Annotated in this window: 19 protein-coding genes; 5 read left to right on the top strand and 14 right to left on the bottom strand. The window is 40.6% G+C overall.

What is annotated here, in order from left to right; all coding sequences use genetic code 11:
- Positions 1 to 7 precede the first annotated feature (7 nt).
- The gene (trpB, locus tag I6E70_RS17475; RefSeq protein ID WP_010554212.1) at positions 8 to 1,192 is read left to right on the top strand and encodes a tryptophan synthase subunit beta; all 1,185 of its coding nucleotides are present in this window, start codon (positions 8 to 10) and stop codon (positions 1,190 to 1,192) included.
- Positions 1,189 to 2,010 (top strand): tryptophan synthase subunit alpha, encoded by an 822-nt coding sequence (gene trpA / locus I6E70_RS17470; protein WP_024590411.1) that lies wholly within the window; start codon positions 1,189 to 1,191, stop codon positions 2,008 to 2,010. The genes trpB and trpA overlap by 4 nt, the downstream gene beginning before the upstream one ends.
- 109 nt (positions 2,011 to 2,119) lie before the next feature.
- Here the strand turns inward: trpA and I6E70_RS17465 are convergent, their stop codons facing one another.
- Positions 2,120 to 2,698, bottom strand: a complete 579-nt coding sequence (locus I6E70_RS17465) for a type 1 glutamine amidotransferase domain-containing protein (RefSeq protein ID WP_197189289.1) — start codon at positions 2,696 to 2,698, stop codon at positions 2,120 to 2,122.
- A gap of 464 nt (positions 2,699 to 3,162) precedes the next feature.
- Positions 3,163 to 3,432, bottom strand: a complete 270-nt coding sequence (locus tag I6E70_RS17460; RefSeq protein WP_197189288.1) for an HU family DNA-binding protein — start codon at positions 3,430 to 3,432, stop codon at positions 3,163 to 3,165.
- Positions 3,433 to 3,623: 191 nt separating this feature from the next.
- On the opposite strand from I6E70_RS17460, the gene I6E70_RS17455 reads away from it, so the two are divergent.
- Both I6E70_RS17455 and I6E70_RS17450 read left to right on the top strand, forming a co-directional pair.
- Complete coding sequence (locus I6E70_RS17455; protein ID WP_165726114.1) at positions 3,624 to 4,199, top strand: inner membrane-spanning protein YciB; 576 nt, start codon at positions 3,624 to 3,626, stop codon at positions 4,197 to 4,199.
- An 89-nt stretch (positions 4,200 to 4,288) separates the two neighbouring features.
- Positions 4,289 to 4,930: a CPBP family intramembrane glutamic endopeptidase gene (locus I6E70_RS17450; RefSeq protein ID WP_197189287.1), complete on the top strand. Its 642-nt coding sequence runs from the start codon at positions 4,289 to 4,291 to the stop codon at positions 4,928 to 4,930.
- A gap of 115 nt (positions 4,931 to 5,045) precedes the next feature.
- On the opposite strand, the gene prpF is transcribed toward I6E70_RS17450, so the two are convergent.
- From prpF to I6E70_RS17425, 5 genes are all read right to left on the bottom strand, one after another.
- Complete coding sequence (prpF, locus tag I6E70_RS17445) at positions 5,046 to 6,212, bottom strand: 2-methylaconitate cis-trans isomerase PrpF (RefSeq protein ID WP_197189286.1); 1,167 nt, start codon at positions 6,210 to 6,212, stop codon at positions 5,046 to 5,048.
- Positions 6,213 to 6,223: 11 nt separating this feature from the next.
- Positions 6,224 to 8,833, bottom strand: coding sequence for a Fe/S-dependent 2-methylisocitrate dehydratase AcnD (acnD, locus tag I6E70_RS17440; protein WP_165726117.1), 2,610 nt, complete (start codon positions 8,831 to 8,833; stop codon positions 6,224 to 6,226).
- Positions 8,834 to 8,962: 129 nt separating this feature from the next.
- On the bottom strand, positions 8,963 to 10,087 hold the full coding sequence (gene prpC, locus I6E70_RS17435) for a bifunctional 2-methylcitrate synthase/citrate synthase (RefSeq protein WP_197189285.1): 1,125 nt from the start codon (positions 10,085 to 10,087) through the stop codon (positions 8,963 to 8,965).
- A 49-nt stretch (positions 10,088 to 10,136) separates the two neighbouring features.
- Positions 10,137 to 11,015: a methylisocitrate lyase gene (gene prpB, locus I6E70_RS17430; protein WP_002962361.1), complete on the bottom strand. Its 879-nt coding sequence runs from the start codon at positions 11,013 to 11,015 to the stop codon at positions 10,137 to 10,139.
- Between the two features lie 118 nt (positions 11,016 to 11,133).
- Positions 11,134 to 11,826, bottom strand: a complete 693-nt coding sequence (locus tag I6E70_RS17425; RefSeq protein WP_002962362.1) for a GntR family transcriptional regulator — start codon at positions 11,824 to 11,826, stop codon at positions 11,134 to 11,136.
- Positions 11,827 to 12,091: 265 nt separating this feature from the next.
- Between I6E70_RS17425 and rsmF the strand changes: the two genes are divergently transcribed.
- A complete protein-coding gene (gene rsmF, locus I6E70_RS17420) occupies positions 12,092 to 13,543 on the top strand; it encodes a 16S rRNA (cytosine(1407)-C(5))-methyltransferase RsmF (RefSeq protein ID WP_197189284.1) in 1,452 nt (483 codons plus the stop codon).
- A 304-nt stretch (positions 13,544 to 13,847) separates the two neighbouring features.
- Here the strand turns inward: rsmF and I6E70_RS17415 are convergent, their stop codons facing one another.
- From I6E70_RS17415 to pabC, 7 genes are all read right to left on the bottom strand, one after another.
- Complete coding sequence (locus I6E70_RS17415) at positions 13,848 to 15,707, bottom strand: alkaline phosphatase D family protein (protein ID WP_197189283.1); 1,860 nt, start codon at positions 15,705 to 15,707, stop codon at positions 13,848 to 13,850.
- A 4-nt stretch (positions 15,708 to 15,711) separates the two neighbouring features.
- On the bottom strand, positions 15,712 to 16,491 hold the full coding sequence (locus I6E70_RS17410) for a TatD family hydrolase (protein WP_197189282.1): 780 nt from the start codon (positions 16,489 to 16,491) through the stop codon (positions 15,712 to 15,714).
- 115 nt (positions 16,492 to 16,606) lie between these two features.
- Positions 16,607 to 16,933: a PilZ domain-containing protein gene (locus I6E70_RS17405; protein ID WP_002962367.1), complete on the bottom strand. Its 327-nt coding sequence runs from the start codon at positions 16,931 to 16,933 to the stop codon at positions 16,607 to 16,609.
- A gap of 11 nt (positions 16,934 to 16,944) precedes the next feature.
- Positions 16,945 to 17,859, bottom strand: coding sequence for a DNA polymerase III subunit (locus I6E70_RS17400; RefSeq protein WP_121954227.1), 915 nt, complete (start codon positions 17,857 to 17,859; stop codon positions 16,945 to 16,947).
- 1 nt (position 17,860) lies between these two features.
- Positions 17,861 to 18,487 carry a dTMP kinase gene (tmk, locus tag I6E70_RS17395; RefSeq protein WP_007585737.1) on the bottom strand — a complete coding sequence of 209 codons (627 nt, stop codon included), beginning with the start codon at positions 18,485 to 18,487 and terminating at the stop codon, positions 17,861 to 17,863.
- 6 nt (positions 18,488 to 18,493) lie between these two features.
- Positions 18,494 to 19,480 carry an endolytic transglycosylase MltG gene (gene mltG, locus I6E70_RS17390; RefSeq protein WP_197189281.1) on the bottom strand — a complete coding sequence of 329 codons (987 nt, stop codon included), beginning with the start codon at positions 19,478 to 19,480 and terminating at the stop codon, positions 18,494 to 18,496.
- Positions 19,474 to 20,289, bottom strand: a complete 816-nt coding sequence (gene pabC / locus I6E70_RS17385) for an aminodeoxychorismate lyase (protein WP_197189280.1) — start codon at positions 20,287 to 20,289, stop codon at positions 19,474 to 19,476. Before pabC ends, mltG begins: the two co-directional genes overlap by 7 nt.
- Positions 20,290 to 20,302: the final 13 nt, after the last annotated feature.

Genomic DNA, 20,302 nt, shown 5'->3' with positions numbered 1-20,302 from the left:
GGTTAAAATGCAAAATCCAGCTTATTTTGGCGAGTTTGGCGGTATGTTTGTACCCGAGTTACTTGTCCCTGCGCTTAAGCAGTTAGAAAATGAATTTAACAAAGCACAAAAAGATCCTGAGTTTCAGGCAGAGCTAAGTAAATTATTAAACGAGTATGCGGGTCGTCCTACCCCACTTACTTTAACGCGCAATTTAGTTAAAAACCCAAAAGTAAAACTGTATCTCAAGCGCGAAGACTTATTACACGGCGGCGCACACAAAACGAATCAAGTACTTGGCCAAGCGTTACTTACTAAGCGTATGGGTAAAAAACAAGTTATTGCTGAAACAGGTGCTGGTCAACACGGTGTTGCAACCGCGCTTGCATGTGCATTACTAGGTTTAAAGTGTCGTATTTATATGGGCGCAAAAGACGTTGAGCGTCAGCAACCTAACGTATTTAGAATGAAGTTAATGGGCGCAGAGGTTATTCCGGTAACAGCGGGTTCTGGCACATTAAAAGATGCAGTAAATGAAGCGCTACGTGACTGGTCAGCAAACTACCAAGACGCGCACTACCTACTAGGTACAGCTGCGGGTCCTCACCCATTTCCAACAATTGTTCGCGAGTATCAAAAAATTATTGGTGAAGAAGCTAAGCAACAAGTACTTAAAGCAGAAGGTCGTTTACCTGACGCTGTTATTGCCTGTGTTGGTGGTGGTTCAAACGCAATTGGTATGTTTACTGACTTTATTGACGAGCCAGGCGTTAAATTAATTGGTGTTGAGCCTGCTGGTAAAGGTCTTGATACAAATGAGCACGGTGCAACAATTTGTAAAGGCACAAAAGGCATATTACACGGTACTTATACGTACATTATGCAAAATGATGATGGCCAAATTGAAGAGTCTTACTCTGTATCAGCGGGCCTTGATTACCCAGCTGTTGGTCCTCAACATGCATTTTTACACGAAACTGGTCGCGCTCAATACGTGGGTATTACCGATACAGAAGCGCTTGATGCATTTCAATCGCTTGCTAAAAATGAAGGTATTATTCCGGCACTTGAATCAAGCCATGCGCTAGCTTATGCGCTTAAGTACGCAGAAGAGCTAACTGAGGAGAGTGTTATAGTGATTAATTTAAGTGGTCGTGGCGATAAAGATTTAGCACACGTTCACAATGTACTAACTGAAAGAGGTCAGCTATGAGCCAAGTAAAAACGGATCGTTACGGAAAAATGTTTGCAGCGCTTAACGAGCAAAAACAAGGTGCGTTCGTACCATTTGTAACGATTGGCGACCCAGGTAAAGAGCAAAGTATTGCGATTATTAAAAGTCTAATTGACGGCGGCGCTGATGCGCTTGAGCTTGGTATTCCGTTTTCTGACCCAATTGCAGATGGTCCAGTAATTCAAAAAGCTAATATTCGCGCCCTCGATGTGCACATTAACACACAAGATTGCTTTGATATTATTAAAGAAATACGTGAGTATAATGCTGATATTCCAATTGGCTTATTATTGTATTCAAACCTTGTGTTTAAACGCGGTATAGAAGCATTTTATAAAGATGCAAAAGCAGTAGGCGTAGACTCAATTTTAGTGGCTGATGTGCCTCTGCATGAATCTAAAATGTTTAGAAAGTCAGCAATGGATAACGGTGTAGACCCAATTTTTATTGCAACACCAAATGCAGATGACGACACACTTCGCCAGTGTGCCTCTTACGGTCGTGGTTACACGTATTTACTATCGCGCGCAGGTGTTACCGGTACCGATACTAAAGCACAAATGCCTGCTGGTAATATTGTTACTAAATTAAAAGAATACCATGCAGCCCCTGCTCTTTTAGGGTTTGGTATTTCAACGCCAGATGATGTAAAAGCGGCTCTTAATGCAGGAGCAGCCGGTGCTATTTCAGGCTCTGCTGTGGTTAAAATTATTGAAGCTAACCTTAATGATTTACCAACAATGACCGCGCAACTAAAAGCATTTGTAGCTGATATGAAAGCAGCTACATCGCTATAAGCTAACTAGGGCGTGTTTTATACGCATTAAAAAAAGGGCATTTAAAATGCCCTTTTTTGTTTTTTAAAATCAAACGCTGTATCAATATCCAAACGTTTTAAAAAGAAAATTAGTGAGCTTGGTGTTTACCCTCTAAAATCTCTTCAATAAATTTAGCATTAAATGCTTCTAAATCAGCTGGGCTTCGGCTCGTTATTAAGCCTTTATCTACACATACTTCTTGGTCAACCCAATTGGCACCTGCATTAATTAAATCGCTTTTAATACTTGGAAAAGAGGTAATAGTACGGTCACGCAGTTTATTAATTTCAGCTAACAACCACGGCGCATGGCAAATAGCAGCAACGGGTTTGTTTTTTTCTGCGCCAAAAAAGCCATCAATAAAGGCTTTAGCATCTTTATCTTGGCGTAAACTGTCTGGGTTAAATAAACCACCAGGGAGCATAAGCGCGTCGTAATCAGCAGGGTCTGCGTTTGTAACTAGTTTATCTACTGTTACTTTATCGCCCCACTTATCTTCATCCCAGCCCGTAATTTGGCCTTCTTTAATTGATACTATTTCGATATTTGCACCGGCATCAAGTAATGCGCTGCGTGGAGATAAAAGCTCACTTTGCTCAAACCCATCAGTGGCTAAAATTGCAATTTTTTTGCCTTGTAAACGCGTGCTTGTTTGTAATGTACTCATTGAGATCTCCTTATTTGATACCAACCTGCATAAATCTTTGAGCAATTTAACGAATTAAATCGCACTATAACGTCGTTAAAAACCTTTCATTTAGAACAACTAAATACGAAAAATTTTTGCCTAGTTCTAGCGTAATTTTCTTAACGTTCAATAGACCCCATATATAAGCGGACTGGTATTGTTTAAAAATATGTTCGAAACACACAGTTAAACAGCATAATGCATGCCGATGACAAGCAATTGAAAATAAAGGATTTAATGTAAGTGGGATTTATAATGCCATGTAAATCATTTAGAGATTATGAATAATCTACATAGGTGCGAATTTATTTCCAGCTCATATAATTTAAAGCCACCAAACGCGAGGTGTAAAACCTCACCTACAACATATACCCGTAGGTGCGAATTTACTTCGCGCTCATGTAACTTATCTATCAATACGGGGTTTAAAACCTTAAATAGAATTAAAGTAGATCTTTTAACGCTTTAGCAGGCTTAAAAACCGCTTTATTAGCGCCTTCTATTTCAATTGCAGCACCTGTTTGCGGGTTACGTCCAGTACGCGCTGGGTAATAACTTAGTGCAAACGTACCAAAGCCATTTATTTGAACCTGATCACCCTCAGAAAGCGATTTAGTAATTACTTTTTGCAAGCTTGAAAGTGCCGCTTGAGCATCTTTTTTTGTTAATTCACTTTTTTGTGCAATGGCAGCAACGAGTTCTGCTTTATTCATTTTAGGCTCCTAAATACACGCCAAATCAGTGTTGGTTAAGCGTGGGAATATGATGATATAAAAAATACCAAACCAAATTGGCAATAAAGCCACGCAGGCTAAGGGTTACAGGGCAACAAGTCAACCTTGTAGTTGCTAAGCTTTATGTGGTAAAAAGCCTTTGACTCTTTTTTGTATAATTTAGGTAAGCTATGCACGCATTAATTGAATACATCCCACTCATACTGTTTTTTGCAGTTTTTAAGCTAGTCGATATTTACTGGGCTACCGGTTTATTAATGGCAACTACGCTCATTCAAGTTGCTTATAGCTACTTTAAACATGGCTCTGTGCCTACTCGTCAGTGGATATTTTTTGGCATTGCTGCCGTGTTTGGCACGTTAACGCTGGTACTTCATGATGAGCAATACATAAAATGGAAAGCAACACTCATATACGCAGGTTTAAGCTTAACGTTACTTGTTAGCCGTTATGTACTTAAGAAAAATCTCGTTAAAAAAGCGCTTAGTTCAATACTCGAAAATGCTAATGATACAAAGCAAGCCATTGTTGTCCCAGAACCATTATGGGATAAGCTTAACCTAATGTGGGTTGCTATAACTGCTGGCATCGCAGCACTAAACATTTATATTGCATATAATTTTTCGCTCGACTTTTGGGTTAATTTTAAAGTATTTGGTTTAATGGGTATTACCTTTGTGAGTATTTTTGCCACTATTATTGCCTTGTACAAATACCTCCCTAGTGAAGAAGAACCTGCAAAATAATTTTATAGATCACTTTGTAGATTACTAATCTCGTCATAAAAATGTCGTCTTAGCTTGATAGCTTATTAAAAAAACAAGTTGAGACGACCTTGAACGCCAATCAATATCGCTGGTTTGAATTTACCCTCATTTTTGTGTTACTGCCCTTGGTGGGTTTTGTATTACGCGAGTATTTAGCTAACTGGCTTATTCCTGCGCTTATTATTTTAATGAGCGTGTGTTGTATGTTGCTACTGGGCGATCCGCATTTTAAACGTTTTAGGCTTACAAGCCTTGGGCAATTTTCTGCTGTTAAAAAACGTGTGTTTAGCTTCTTTTTTTTAGGTGCACTGTTCTCAGGTATGTTTTACGGGATTATTCATCAGGGAAACTGGTTTACCCCTCCCCGTAACTCGTTTAATGATTGGCTTTTACTGTTGCTACTCTACCCAATACTGTCGGTTATTCCTCAAGAGTTAATATTCAGAACGTATTTTTTTCATCGTTATAAACGCATCATGCCCAAAAAAGCAGTGCGTATTGTAGTTAGTGCGAGTGTATTTGCGTTAGCGCATATTGTGTATGCAAATTGGTTTGCAGTAGGTTTAGCATTTTTAGGTGGCTTACTGTTTGCCTATACCTATGCACAAAGCCGCTCAACCGTCGTGTGTGTTATTGAGCATAGTTTATGGGGGATATGGATGTTTACACTCGGGATCGGCAGCTACCTTGATTCAGGCACTATGAGTTAGTGCTATTTGTTATTAATTATGACAATAATGAAAGCACAAAGCGCATAAGTATTTTGATGCTGTAAATTAATCACAATACTTATGCGATGGCTGTACGATAGTTATTAATGAGGAACTACTGAGGGACTCTTACAACCCCTTCCATTAATACCCGTGCACTTCGGCTCATACTCGCTTTGGTAACTAGCCAGTTGCCAGCATTATTTTTAGCCTCAGCACCTACTTTTAGCGTGCCCGACGGATGACCAAAGTTAACTTCACTCAATGCGCCGCCACCAGCGGCTATATTTACGAGTGTGCCTTCGATTGCTGCGGCCGTGCCAATAGCAACAGCAGCTGTGCCCATCATGGCATGGTGCAGTTTACCCATCGACATAGCGCGTACTAATAAGTTGATATTTGCAGCTTCAATAATTTTACCGCTAGATGCTTTGTAATCTAAAGGTGATGCAACAAACGCAACTTTAGGCGTATGTTGGCGAGCTTGCGCTTCACTAATGTTAGTGATTAAACCCATTTTAACAGCGCCATAAGCACGAATGGTTTCAAGCTTTTCAAGCGCTGCAACATCGTTATTTATATCGTCTTGCAGCTCTGTGCCGGTATAACCAATATCAGTGGCGTTAATAAATATGGTAGGAATACCTGCATTTATCATTGTTGCTTTTAAAGTACCAACACCCGGTACTTCTAAATCATCAACTACATTACCAGTTGGAAATAACGCGCCATCGCCATCAGCGGGGTCAATAAATTCAAGTTTTACTTCAGCTGCAGCAAAAGTAACGCCATCGAGCTCAAAGTCGCCGGTTTCTTGTACTTCGCCATTTGTCATGGGGACATGCACTAATATGCTTTTTTTAATATTAGCCTGCCACACACGCACAATAGCAATACCGTTATTAGGTACTCTGCTTTTATCGACCAAACCATTACTAATGGCAAAAGCACCGACTGCTGACGTTAAGTTGCCGCAGTTACCGCTCCAATCTACAAAAGGTTTATCTATTGCCACTTGACCAAACAAGTAATCAACATCGTGGTCAGTTTGCTCACTTTTACTTAAGATTACGGTTTTACTGGTACTTGATGTAGCACCGCCCATGCCATCCGTTTGCTTAGCATACGGATCGGGGCTGCCAATAACGCGTAGTAATAAATTATCGCGCGCCTCGCCTGCTACTTGAGCAGGCTTTGGCAAATCAGTTAAATTAAAAAACACACCTTTACTGGTGCCGCCACGCATATAAGTTGCAGGCACTTTAATTTGCGGTTTAAACATAATGCTTGCCCTTATGCAGATTTCGTTGCTTCTAAAAAGTCTTGTGCAAAGCGTTGTAACACACCACCAGCCGCGTAAATAGAAAGCTCTTCTTGGGTATCGATACGGCACTTCATAGGCACAGTGAGTACTTCACCGTCTTTACGAGTAATACTTAAATTAACGGTGGCACCTGGTTTTAAATCGCCTGCTACATCGTACGTTTCACTGCCATCCAGCTTTAGAGTTTTACGCGTTGTGCCTGCTTTAAACTCAAGCGGTAAAACACCCATACCAATTAGGTTAGTACGGTGAATACGCTCAAAACCTTCAGCAGCTATTACTTCAACGCCTGCAAGTCTTACGCCTTTTGCTGCCCAATCGCGCGACGAACCTTGCCCGTAATCGGCACCAGCTACAATAATAAGCGGTTGTTTACGCTCCATGTAGGCTTCGATTGCTTCCCACATACGGGTATTAGTGCCTTGTGGTTCTAAGCGTGCGTAAGAGCCTTGCTTAACTTCGCCGTTTTCGTCCAGTACCATTTCATTAAGTAGTTTTGGGTTTGCAAATGTTGCGCGCTGCGCTGTTAAATGATCGCCCCGGTGCGTTGCATACGAGTTGTAGTCTTCCTCTGGCACGTTCATTTTGGTCAGGTATTCACCAGCAGCACTACTTGCCATAATTGCGTTTGATGGCGATAAATGATCGGTTGTAATGTTATCGCCAAGAACTGCAAGCGCACGCATACCGGTCATTGTGCGCTCACCCGCAAGTGCACCTTCCCAATAAGGAGGGCGACGAATGTACGTACTTTCTGGGCGCCAGTCGTAAAGTGGATCGTTATCTTCACCGTAATCTACGGTTAAATTAAACATCGGCTCGTATACTTTTCTAAACTGCTCTGGCTTAACGCTTTGCTTAATTACTGCATCAATCTCTTCGTCTGACGGCCATAAATCTTTAAGCGTAATATCGTTGCCTTGTTGATCTTGCCCTAGTATCCCTTTTTCAATATCAAAGCGAATAGTACCTGCAATGGCGTACGCAACAACTAAAGGAGGTGACGCTAAAAATGCTTGTTTAGCATAAGGATGAATACGCCCATCAAAGTTACGATTACCCGAAAGCACCGCGGTAGTGTATAAATCGCGATCGATCACTTCTTTTTGAATAACAGGGTCAAGGGCACCGCTCATACCGTTACACGTTGTACACGCAAAACCAACAATACCAAAGCCAAGTTGCTCAAGCTCTGTTAGTAAGTTTGCATCTTCAAGGTATGATTGCACCGCTTTTGAGCCTGGTGCTAATGAAGTTTTAACCCAAGGTTTACGCATTAAACCCCTAGCATTTGCGTTACGGGCAAGGAGTGCAGCGGCAATTACATTGCGTGGATTACTCGTATTAGTACAGCTAGTAATAGCAGCAATAATACATGCGCCGTCTGGCATTAAGCCTTCTTCATTTTCAACAACGCCCGAAATACCTTCTTTAGCTAAATCACTTGTCGATACACGGCGGTGTGGATTAGATGGACCGGCAATATTGCGCCCCACGCTTGATAAATCAAACTTAAGCACACGCTCATATTTTGCGGTTTTTAAGCTATCGCTCCAAAGGCCTGCTGTTTTAGCGTAGTTTTCTACAAGGGCTATTTGTTCTTCTTCACGGCCTGTTAAACGCAAGTAATCTATTGTTTTATCATCGATATAAAACATGGCTGCAGTTGCGCCAAATTCAGGCGTCATGTTCGAAATGGTTGCTCTGTCGCCAAGAGTAAGCGCGTCGGCACCTTCACCGTAAAACTCTAAATAAGTAGAGACAACACGTTGCTCACGTAAAAATTCAGTAATAGCCAACACAATATCGGTTGCGGTAATACCGGGTTGGCGCTTGCCTGTTAGCTCAACACCTACAATATCAGGCAAGCGAATATAAGAAGCACGGCCAAGCATTACGCTTTCAGCTTCAAGCCCACCTACGCCCACAGCAATAACGCCCAGCGCATCAACATGTGGTGTGTGACTGTCGGTGCCAACTAGTGTATCTGGGAATGCAATGCCATCTCGGTTTTGAATAACCGGCGACATTTTTTCAAGGTTAATTTGATGCATAATGCCATTACCCGGTGGAATAACGTCAATATTTTTAAAGGCAGTTTTTGTCCAGTTGATAAAGTGAAAACGGTCATCATTTCGTCTGTCTTCAATCGCGCGGTTTTTGTCAAATGCGTCAGGATCAAAACCGGCATGCTCTACCGCTAACGAATGATCAACTATTAACTGCGTGGGTACCACAGGATTCACTTTTGCGGGATCGCCGCCTTTGGCTGCAATTGCATCACGCAAACCTGCTAAATCAACAAGTGCCGTTTGGCCTAAAATATCGTGGCATACTACGCGCGCCGGATACCACGGAAAATCCAAGTCTTGCTTTCGCTCAATTAGCTGATTAAGTGCATCGGTTAACATGGCAGGGTCGCATCGGCGTACTAGGTTTTCGGCAAATACACGTGATGAATAAGGTAGTGTGGCGTATGCACCTGGCTTAATTGCATCTACGGCTTCTTGCGTATCGTAATAGTCGGCATTTGAGCCCGGCAGAGGTTTACGGTATTGGGTATTATTAATTATGGTCATAATAAGGGTTCGCTAATTTGGTGACGGTGTTTGCTCACAGCTAGCGTGTTTAATGAAAAGTTTGAGAAAAACTGCTCGCTAGTGGCTATGTGCAATAAAAAAGTGAGCACATGCGTGCTCACTCATTTTTTAACGTGACTCTATTGGTGTGTAACTACGTGCATCAGGGCCTGTGTAATCGGCACTTGGGCGAATAATACGGTTGTTAGCGCGTTGCTCTTTTACATGCGCAGTCCAACCAGTAACGCGGCTCATTACAAATATTGGCGTAAATAATTTAGTCGGAATATCCATAAAGTGATAAGCAGATGCATGGAAAAAATCGGCGTTACAAAACAGTTTTTTCTCGCGCCACATAATCTCCTCACAACGAACAGACACAGGGTAAAGCACGGTATCGCCCACCTCTGCCGCTAGTTTTTCAGACCATTTTTTAATAATTACATTGCGTGGATCAGACTCGCGATAAATCGCATGGCCAAAACCCATTATTTTGTCTTTACGCTCAAGCATGCCCATTACTTCTTGCTCAGCATGCTCAGCACTTGTAAAGCCTTGAATCATATCCATAGCTGCTTCGTTAGCACCACCATGAAGTGGGCCACGTAGCGTACCAATCGCACCTGTTACACAAGAGTGAATATCAGAAAGCGTTGATGCACACACACGACCCGCAAATGTAGAAGCATTAAACTCATGCTCTGCGTATAAAATTAGTGATACGTTCATCACTTGTGCAAATAAATCACTAGGTGCTTTGTCATGTAACAGTGTTAAAAAATGTGCGCCAACTGAGTCGTCATCAGTTTGTGTTTCAATGCGTACGCCATCATGTGTAAAGCGGTACCAGTAACAAATAATACTTGGGAATACAGCAACCATACGGTCGATTGCATCATTGGCTTGGCTAAAATCAAGCTCCATTTCAAGGTTACCCAACATTGAGCAACCTGTGCGCATTACATCCATTGGATGCGCATCTTTAGGAATATTTTCAAGCACAATTTTAAGTGCATCTGGTAAGCCGCGTAAGCTTTTAAGTTTAGCTTTATATTCAGCCAATTCGCTAGTTGTTGGTAACTCACCGCGTGAAAGTAAAAAAGACACTTCTTCAAACTGCGCTTTTTCGGCAAGTTCGCTAATATCGTAACCACAATACGTTAAACCAGAACCACTTTGCCCAACAGTACACAATGCTGTTTGACCAGCCACTTGTCCGCGTAAACCCGCGCCGCCTAATGCTTTATCTACCATGATCTTCTCCTATCTTAAATTTGTGTGTGATTTTATTTTTTAATAATTATTATTTGTCAGATTTTGATGAAAAAAGGGTGTCGAGTGTGTTCTCGTACGTGTGGTAATCTAAAAAGTCGTAAAGCTCAGAACGCGTTTGCATATTTTCAATTTGGCTTTGTTGCGAGCCTTCATTCAAAATTGCTGAATACACGTTTAATGCTGCTTTGTTCATGGCTCTAAATGCACTTAGTGGGTAAAGCACCATTTCAACGCCTACATCGCTTAACTGCTCTTTAGTGTAAATTGGTGTTTGGCCAAACTCAGTAATGTTTGCCAAAATTGGAACGTTAATCGCTTTTGCAAATGCTTGGTAATCAGCAAGGTCGTGTACGGCTTCTGCAAAAATAGCGTCAGCACCGGCTTCAACACAGGCAGCTGCACGGTCAATAGCGGCATTTAAACCTTCTTTTTGAAATGCATCGGTACGGGCCATAATATAAAAATCGCTGTCGGTTTTTGCATCAACCGCCGCTTTAATGCGGTCAACCATTTCACCTTGGCTTACAATTTCTTTATTAGGGCGATGACCACAGCGCTTTTGCGCTACTTGGTCTTCTATATGAAAACCCGCCGCACCGGCTTTAGTCATTTCTTTTACCGTGCGTGCAATGTTAAACGCCCCACCCCAACCGGTATCGGCATCAACAAGTAGTGGTAAATCGCTAGCACCAGTAATACGACGAATATCTTCAAGCACGTTATCAAGGCTCGTCATACCCAAATCAGGCATACCAAACGAGGCGTTTGCAACACCGGCACCTGAGAGGTAAATAGCCTGGTGACCCATTTTTTCAGCCATCATCGCGGTGTATGCGTTAATAGTACCTACTACTTGTAACGGGCGGTTATTGGCAATAGCGTGTTTAAATTTTAATCCTGCTGACATTACTTTCTCCTCACTTTGAACGGTTGCTACGTGGAGTAACTTATAGTTTTAATCTGTAATTATGACTGTTTGACTGCTTTTGCTAGCTTTTAGCTTTTAACTTTTAACTTTTAACAGCTTATGCTTTCTGCTTAGCTAATAAATCAAATTTGGTTTGAATATTTGCTTGCGATGCACTTATGTGGCGCTTCATAAGCATTTCGGCCAGTTCGCCATCGTGGTTTTCAATCGCGTTAATAATAGCTAAATGCTCATCAAACGCTTTTGATACACGCGGCCCCACCATGCCCATTTGTACACGGTACATCCGTATTAATTGATAGAGCTCATTACACAGTAAATGAATTAAATGCGCGTTTTTACTGCCTTGAATAATACGGTAATGAAAATCTAAATCGCCGGCTTCTTGATAATAAGACTCGCCCTCTTTAACACGCTGTGTTTGTAGGTGCTGATTAAGTAATTGCTTTAAGCCTTTTACTTCTTCGGGTTCCATATTGTCGGCAGCAAGTCTACATGCCAAGCCTTCAAGCGAACTACGAACTTGATAAACTTCAATCAAGCGTTCAGCGGTAAGGGCAACTACTCGGCAACCTACGTTAGCTTTACGCTCAACAAGGTAGCAACTTTCTAGGCGATTTAACGCCTCTCTAAGTGTTGCACGGCTTACACCATAACGTTTGGCAAGCTCAGGCTCTGATATTTTACTGCCTTGAACTATGCTGCCTTCAACAATCTCACGGCGCATATCTACAAATACTTGATCTGATGCGGTAGTTATAGGCGCTTCGTTTAAAAATGTGTGTGTCATAAGTTATTTTTTAGATTGTCGACAATTAATGTGGTTACTATGGGCTTATTAAAAAATCATGTCAACCCTTAAACCTATCGAAATGGCTAAAAAACACACTCATTGTCGACACTATTAACCTAAAGTCGCATAAAAATGGTTTTACAATGGACTAAAACAGTGAAGTGTCGACAGCACAATAAATCAGATGTTACGCTTTTTAGCGCTGAAAACACTTCGCATAAATGCTATTATCGCGCTTTATTTTTATAGTATGAGCTAACGCGTGAACGCCAACACTTTTATTCCTGAGCACTTTATTGATGACGTAAAAACCTATTTACCAGCGCATCTAAACTTAGATGACTTTTTAAATGCGTGTCGTAGGCCCCTCAGAAAATCTATCCGCGTTAATACATTAAAAATTAGCATTGAAGAATTTGTAGAACGTGCAACTGAAAAAAATTGGCTGCTAACCCCCATACCTTGGTGCAGTGAAGGTTTTTGGCTAGAGCGCCCAAGCGATGAAGAGCAAAACCTAGCCCTTGGTAATACCGACTTACACCTAAGCGGAGCTATGTACGTACAAGAGGCAAGTTCAATGCTACCCCCTATCGCATTAAAGCAAAGTATTAAACTCGCTAACTGGCAAAATAACACCGTGCTTGATATGGCATCAGCGCCAGGTTCTAAAACATCACAACTTGCAGCACTTATGGATAACCAAGGCGTGCTTGTTGCAAACGAGCTTTCGTCATCTCGTTTAAAGGTACTCAGCGCAACACTCAAACGTATGGGAGTAGGTAACTGTGCGCTCTCACATTTTGATGGCGTTATATTTGGCAACTACATGTTTGAATGCTTTGATAGCATATTGCTAGACGCGCCCTGCTCTGGCGAAGGTACTGTGCGTAAAGACGCCGACGCACTAAAAAATTGGTCAATAGAATCAAACATTCAAATAGCCCAAGTACAAAAAGACTTAATTAAAAGCGCTTTTTATGCATTAAAACCAGGTGGCACATTAGTGTATTCAACCTGCACACTTACCCCGCTCGAAAACCAACAAGTGTGCGATTATTTACTCAGTGAGTTTGGCGACTACATAGCACCTGAGTCACTAAGTGATTTATTTGAAGGTGCAAGCAAAACCACCACAAGTGAAGGCTATTTGCATGTATGGCCGCAGACATTCGATAGCGAAGGCTTTTTTATTGCTAAATTTAAAAAGCACACAAGTTGCAACAACCCAAATCAAACAGTTAAAAAAGGTGCATTCCCGTTTAACGAGTTTGATAAGAAGCAAAGTGCCGCGTTTATGCTGTCGCTTAATGAGCACTTTGGGTTAACTAACCTACCTGGCAACTTAATGCAGCGCGATAAAGAGCTGTGGTTATTTCCACAAGGGTTTGAAGCCGTGCAAAATAAAATTAAGTACGCACGTTTAGGTATTCAAATTGGCATTATTCATAAAAATGGCGTGAGACTAACGCACGAATTTGCAACCGTATTTGGCAATGAGTGTAAAACTAATATTTACGCGTTAAATAACGAGCAAGCAAATGATTATTTTCAAGGTAAAGATATACGCTTAGCTGAGGCAACTCAAACAATAGGTGAAGTAGTATTAACACTGTGTGGTTGCCCTATTGGGCTCGGGAAATGGCAAAAAAATAAGATCAAAAATTCACTACCCCGAGATCTAGTGCAAAATACGCAGTTAATAAGCTGGGGTTAAACTAAAGTACAAATTACGCATAATTAATCTAATCCTTTGTTATCAAATGTAACCAGATGGCAAAATTAGTTATGCTTTATTGAGTACCTTTACTATAGTTTTAAGTACTTTCTTCTTCTCCCTAACGAACCAGAAAGTTTTTAGTTAACGCTAGACTCAATTTAGAGTCACTTTATAGCCCAGAGGTTTTTATAAGCCTTTGGGCGTTTTTATTTGCAGCTTCTTCTATAGACAGTACTATTTCTTACTTTTTCAAACGCCTTACCAAGAGTGCTCATCTACAATTGACTTGTAGATGAGCAACTTACTGTTCTTCTAAATCAAACTCAGTTAAATGCCCTTCACCATGTATGAGTTGATAGCGGGCTAAATTTCCTTGCTCTAGTGTTATTAAACTAATAGCTGAGTCGCTTACTAAGTATTTTTGCCCTTCACCTTTAGTTTGGTGTTTATCTACTTCCATATGCCAGCGTTTAGTAAAAAAGTTTAAAGGACTTTTTGGGCCGTATAGAATTGAATCTAGTTTATCGAGTATGTTTATTAATTTACGCGGGAACTCGTTTTTAATACCGCTGGCGGTAAGTTGCCAAATTCGATTAGGGTGATCGCCAAAACGCTTTTGCACTGAAAAGCAAAATGAGTAATGTACATCGCCAGATAAAATAAGGGTTTCGTTTGGGGTGTCGGTTCGTCTAAATGTATCGAGTAGCTTTTTGGCTGAGCCTTCGTGCGCCATCCAGTTTTCTACGTCAACCATGAGCGGTTGGCCACATATGTTAAACATGGCTTGAATGGCTTCTATTGATTTAACACCAAACACGGGAGCTGGCGATACAATAATAACTTGGTCGTGGCTTAATAGGCTTTCCTCAAGCTCTGTGAGACGTTCCCAATCAAGTAGACCTGACGGCTCATTAAAGTTTTGCTCATTTCTCCAGCGGTGCGTGCGCGTATCAAGCACCACTACTTTAGGTATTGTCGTTAACTCGTAATGCCAAAAGCTAAAATCGTTTAGTGGTTTATCAAATGCTTTAAACTGCCATAAATTATTAGCAGTACGGCTTTGCTTAAAAGGTGTAAGTAGCTCGCCTGTTTTATCTAGTGCATCGTTCCCCATTCCTTGGAAAAGCCAATAACTAATTAAACCGTTATTAATGATTCGTTTACTACTTGGATTTTCATTTATAGCTTGCTCCCACCCAGCGGTGAGGTTCCAATCATCGGTTACATCATGATCGTCAAACATCATTAATGTAGATACATTGGCAAACAACCGCTCTACTTCACTTAAGCCTTTTGCATAATCAATCAATGCTGTTTTTTCAGCGTTAAAAATAGTTTTGTTTTGCTCGCTTTGACCTAAATACGTTGTGTTTTGTATATCAACGCATTGCCAAGCAGCAGCACTAAAATTTAATAAATAAAGTGCTATATATTCTTCAAAATGGATGAGGTGGTTATACGCTTTTACACTTGAAAAGTGAGGTTCGTCTTTTTTTAGCCAATAACCTACACCTAACTTTGAGCGTTTTTGCCACGGCGTTTTTGGTAAGAACAAATAGCGATTATAAAGTTGCTCATTTATGTCGGCGGGTAGCTCAATGGTAAGTGGTTGCTCTTTATAGATACCTAAGGCTTTAATTAACTGATGAATAGCTAATAACATGGGGCCTGCTACATCATCGGCATAAACCTGATCACCGCTCAGTAATAACAATTGTGCGCCTTGGTTATTATTACCGCGCTGAGTGTTTTGCCAGTGACTTGCGGACACTAAGCTGTCTTTTGCTGGATGATGTGCATTACGGCACGAGCCATGCAAAATATCGCTGAGTTTATTAGGGATTACAAATGCAGGCGTTGTTTGATTGCTATAGCACCAAGGCGATAAATCGATTGCTGTATCATCAATTACAAGCTTATAGCTTAATAAGCTATCTACAGGAAGTTTGTTATTTATTGGCTTTATAATGACGAAATGCAGGTATAAATGCTCCCCTAAAGAAACAGTGTGTTGATCGCTATAACATTCATGATTTATAAGTGTAATTTGGCAGTTTGCAGGTTTGGAGGTAGCAAACTGAATGCAGACTCCAGTTTGCTCTGCACGGCGCACCATTGGCCCCATTAGTAAAATAGGAAGGTTTGCCGTGTGAGTAATCATGTATTTAGCCTTTAGCTGCTAATTTAAATAAAGAATAAAAGTTTTCGGTAGTCGCTTTAGCCAGTTCATTAAAGCTAATGCCTTTAAGTTCGCTAATGTAGTAAGCAACATCTTCTACGTACACTGGCTGATTTGTTTGCCCACGATACGGTACCGGTGCTAAATAAGGCGAGTCGGTTTCTATTAATAATCTATCTAGCGGTATTTGTTTTACTACTTCTTTTAGCTCAATAGCATTTTTAAAGGTAACAATGCCCGAAATAGAAATATAAAAGCCCATGTCTATGGCTTTTTTTGCCATATCCCAGTCTTCAGTAAAGCAATGTAGTACACCACCGCAGTTTTCGGCTTTGTGCTCACGCATTAAATTAATGGTGTCGGCACGGGCATCACGAGTATGAATAATTAACGGTTTTTGTAATTCGTTAGCTACTTCAATATGCCCAACAAAACTTGCTTGCTGCACTGCGTGAGTATCTTTTGAATAGTAGTAATCAAGGCCCGTTTCGCCAATAGCGACGACTTTTTCGTGTGAGGCTAAGTCGATTAGTTGCTGTTTATTAAGGGCGTCTTTTTGATCAAGTGGATGTACACCACATGAGGCTGAAACATCGTCGTAGTGCTTAATTTTATCAAGCATGCTTGGAAACTGATCAAGCGTTACGCTTACACATAAAAAGTGCTCTATTTGCTTTGCACGCGCTTTATCAAGAACTTGGTCAAGGTTTAAGTCTAATTTATCAAAATCAAGACGATCTAAATGGCAATGAGAATCTACAATCACTATAAGGCCTGTATTATGTTCAGGGTTTAAATTTGTTCGTTTAATTTATTATGTTAGCAATTAAAAGAACCCAATATAGGGCGGCGTTAATCTCAATGAAAAACCGACCCTATAACTACATGGTATATGTTTGATCGCCTGAGTTTAACATAGTCCCAAGTAGCTTTTCGATTTTAGCGTTTAGGTTTGTTTTATCGTCTAAAAAGCTAATACCAATACCTGGAGGGTTAGAGCTTTGTGCACCTTGTGGCGTGATCCACGACACTTTACCTGTTACTACATCATCTTCTAAGGCATCGGGCAAGGTAACTCTAAGCGCTAATGAATGCCCTGCTTCGTAACGCATATTAGTACGTACAAATAAGCCACCTTTTTTTAAGTAAGGCATATAACAACGGTATAACTCGTCTAAATCGTCTATGTCTACTAGTAGTTCTTGCATGATTAATCCTTTTAAGAATTTCGCAATGTGTATGCTAATCGTGATACAGCAAGCGGTAAATTAAGGCCAAGTACTTGTGTGTTATTTTGTAAAAACTCGCCTAATGCATTTTGCGCACTTTGATAAGCGTCAAAACTCATACCTTGCAGTAATTGTTGCTTTAGTTGCACGCTTAAAAATAAAGTAAATATGCGAACAAGCTCAGGCTGTTTATTTATTATATCGACTAACGCTTTGAAATTATGGCTTTGTTTAAACTCAGTTGCAAACTTATACAGTGTATCAATATTTTTTAGCTGGTCTTGCTGTTGCCAATGCTTTACTTGCAGCGGTTGGTTATAAAAAAGTGCTAACCAACTATAGTTAGGTATATCTAATGTTTCTAGCCATTGCTGAGCAAGTGCTGTATTTGTTATTTTTACGTCACTTTTAGCACATCTACTTAAAATAGTTGCAGGGAGCTGTGCTGGTTGGCTTGTGGTTAATATTAAAAAGCGGCTATTAGTTGGCTCTTCAAGTGTTTTTAATAATGCGTTAGCTGCTGCTGTGGTCATTTTTTCGCAATTTTCGATTATCGCGACTTTATTGCCATTTTGCGCTGCTGAGTGATTCATAAAATCACTAATACCACGTATATCGTCTACACCAATACTTTGCCCATCAACTTGCGTTAAACGTTTGTCGGGGTGAGTGCCAGCCAGGGTAAGTAAACAGCTTTTACACTGTCCGCAAGGTTTTAGCATACTGTTTTGCGCAGCTACCTGCTTAGCTATATTTTGACATAACAAAGCATTCCCAAGCTCATCACTTAACTCAAACTTACCTACGCCAACAGGCCCACAAAATAATTGCGCATGATGAAAACGCTCTGCGCGATAACTTTGCGCTAAACGTGCTTGAGTATCATGTAGCCAAGGCAATGGCATATTATTTTAGGCCTTCAAAAAATGAATGCAGTACATTGGTTATATCGCGATGTACTTTATCAATACTTTGGTTTGCATCAACTGTTTTAATTGTATTGTCGTCATTAGCAAGTTCAACATAACGCATACGTGTACGCTGAAAAAACTCAATGGCTTCTTGTTCAATACGGTCAAGCTCGCCACGCCCTTTCGCGCGTTCAAGGCCTATCACTGGGTCAATATCAAGGTAAATAGTTAAATCAGGCTTTAAGCCCTTTAATACCATTGACGAAAGTGAAGCTAATGTATTTGAGCTAATACCACGCCCACCACCTTGATACGCCTGAGACGATAAATCATGACGATCGGCAAGTACCCATTGGCCTTTATCAAGCGCTGGGGTAATAACATTGTGCATTAATTGCGAACGTGCTGCGTACATAATAAGCAACTCGGTTTCAAAGGCAATTTCTTCTTCGTGCTCTGCTTTTACAAGCGTACGAAGCGATTCAGCAAGCGGCGTGCCGCCAGGTTCACGGACGTTAATGAAGTCTATTTTTTGTTTGTTTAAAAAGTCTTGGCATAACGAGATAGCGGTTGATTTACCCGCGCCTTCTAGCCCTTCTATTACTATAAATTTTGATTTCATAAAAACTTAATTCTTTTTATTTAATATATACGTTTTAACTGCCGCGTTATGCTGCTTTAACGTGGTTGAAAATTGGTGGCTACCATCGCCTTTTGATACAAAGTAAACGTATTCACTTTGTGGCGGATTAACTGCAGCTAAAATAGCGGCTTTTGATGGCATTGCAATCGGTGTTGGCGGTAAGCCATTAATACGATACGTATTGTAAGGCGTATAATCGCGTAAATCTTTGCGTTTAATATCTCCATCAAAATCAGCGCCTAATCCGTATATTATGGTTGGATCGGTCTGTAGGCGCATATTGGTGTTTAATCGATTAACAAACGCTGATGCAATTAACGGACGCTCGCTGGCAAGGCCTGTTTCTTTTTCAATAATTGAAGCCATTATAAGTGCTTCATATGCTGTTTTGTAAGGGAGCTCAGCTGCGCGCTGCTGCCAAGCACCGTCTAACGTTTGCTGCATTTTTTGTGCTGCACGTTTTAATACACTGCTTGCAGTATCGTTATTATGATAGTGGTAAGTGTCTGGAAATAACCAGCCCTCTAAGTGTGTATTATTGCCCAGTATTTGTGTACTTAGCTCATCACTTTTTAAATCGTTTTGTAAATTATCGGCTTTTTTAATAGCACTTAGTACTTCACGTAAGTTTTGCCCTTCAATTATGGTAAAACTAAAGTTGATTTGCTGACCTTTATTAATTTTTTTTACGTTGTTGATAACGCTATCATCTGTTAGCTCGTAAAGTCCCGCTTTTAAGTCGGTAAGCGTGGGATCTAATTTGGCAATTACCTGATAACGCCAACAACTTTCTACCCAGTTATTAGCTTGCCATTGTTGGCATAACTTATTAAAGCCAGTGCCATGCTTAACTTCAAATTGTGTGCTTTGTGCTACCTTTAACGGGCTATTTATTGTTGCTTGTAATTGCTGGTAACCAACAGCAGTGGTTATAACAGCTAAAAAAAGTACCGATAAAATAACTTTTAACACTCAGCCTCCTTGGCTAATAATTTAGTTAGTAATGCGTGGCTTTCGTCTGTATTAAATACCTGTTGCTCAATACGTTTTACAGGTACTGCTCCCATTAAGCTATTACACACAAATACGGCGTCTGCTTGGGTTAAGTCTTCTACTTTCACGCGTTTAAATTCAACAGGCAATTTATCACATAACGATTGCAGATAAACGCCCTTAATTCCGCACTCATCAAGCAATGGCGTAAACACACACTTATTTTTAATCGCAAAAATATTAGCTGCAGAAGCTTCAATTACATTGTTATTGTAATCAAGCACTAACACATCGTCGCAGTTTTGCGTTTGCATTGCTTTTTTAACTAGTACTTGCTCAAGCCGGTTTAGTGTTTTAAGACCCGCTAAATAAGGCTGTGCTGCTAATTTAATTGGGCTTATTTCTAGATTTACACCCTTTTTAACAAGCGCTTCGTAATTACTAGGGTAATCTAATATGCTCAATAAAATAGTAATATTACACTCAGTTGGCAGCCCATAACCACGTCCGCCTTCGCCTCGCGTTACAAGTATTTTAAGCACGTTGAGTGATGCTGCTTTTATATGCAAAGTAATTTGATTTTCAAGGCGATTAAAATCTAGCTCAGGAAAACCCAAACGCTGTGCGCATTCAATCAAACGCGCTTTATGATGAGCCCAATGCTGTACTTGCCCATCAACAACTTTAGCCGTTGTAAAAAAGCCGTCACCGTAATTTAAGCCTCTGTCACGCGTGCTTAAAGTGCTGTTTTTATCTACTGCTATTATTGTTTGCATTTTATTTGGCATATAAAAAAAGCCC

Origin of the sequence: Pseudoalteromonas sp. NGC95, from assembly GCF_015864705.1 — a bacterium.
GTDB classification, from domain to species: domain Bacteria; phylum Pseudomonadota; class Gammaproteobacteria; order Enterobacterales; family Alteromonadaceae; genus Pseudoalteromonas; species Pseudoalteromonas arctica.
This window is presented reverse-complemented; position numbering and strand designations above follow the sequence as displayed.

Excerpts from the sequence above, each read along its gene's own strand:
- trpB (WP_010554212.1), top strand. The coding sequence starts at position 8 with ATGCAAAATCCAGCTTATTTTGGCGAGTTTGGCGGTATGTTTGTACCC.
- trpA (WP_024590411.1), top strand. The coding sequence starts at position 1,189 with ATGAGCCAAGTAAAAACGGATCGTTACGGAAAAATGTTTGCAGCGCTT.
- I6E70_RS17465 (WP_197189289.1), bottom strand. The coding sequence starts at position 2,698 with ATGAGTACATTACAAACAAGCACGCGTTTACAAGGCAAAAAAATTGCA.
- I6E70_RS17460 (WP_197189288.1), bottom strand. The coding sequence starts at position 3,432 with ATGAATAAAGCAGAACTCGTTGCTGCCATTGCACAAAAAAGTGAATTA.
- I6E70_RS17455 (WP_165726114.1), top strand. The coding sequence starts at position 3,624 with ATGCACGCATTAATTGAATACATCCCACTCATACTGTTTTTTGCAGTT.
- prpF (WP_197189286.1), bottom strand. The coding sequence starts at position 6,212 with ATGTTTAAACCGCAAATTAAAGTGCCTGCAACTTATATGCGTGGCGGC.
- acnD (WP_165726117.1), bottom strand. The coding sequence starts at position 8,833 with ATGACCATAATTAATAATACCCAATACCGTAAACCTCTGCCGGGCTCA.
- prpC (WP_197189285.1), bottom strand. The coding sequence starts at position 10,087 with ATGGTAGATAAAGCATTAGGCGGCGCGGGTTTACGCGGACAAGTGGCT.
- prpB (WP_002962361.1), bottom strand. The coding sequence starts at position 11,015 with ATGTCAGCAGGATTAAAATTTAAACACGCTATTGCCAATAACCGCCCG.
- I6E70_RS17425 (WP_002962362.1), bottom strand. The coding sequence starts at position 11,826 with ATGACACACACATTTTTAAACGAAGCGCCTATAACTACCGCATCAGAT.
- I6E70_RS17415 (WP_197189283.1), bottom strand. The coding sequence starts at position 15,707 with ATGATTACTCACACGGCAAACCTTCCTATTTTACTAATGGGGCCAATG.
- I6E70_RS17405 (WP_002962367.1), bottom strand. The coding sequence starts at position 16,933 with ATGCAAGAACTACTAGTAGACATAGACGATTTAGACGAGTTATACCGT.
- I6E70_RS17400 (WP_121954227.1), bottom strand. The coding sequence starts at position 17,859 with ATGCCATTGCCTTGGCTACATGATACTCAAGCACGTTTAGCGCAAAGT.
- tmk (WP_007585737.1), bottom strand. The coding sequence starts at position 18,487 with ATGAAATCAAAATTTATAGTAATAGAAGGGCTAGAAGGCGCGGGTAAA.
- pabC (WP_197189280.1), bottom strand. The coding sequence starts at position 20,289 with ATGCCAAATAAAATGCAAACAATAATAGCAGTAGATAAAAACAGCACT.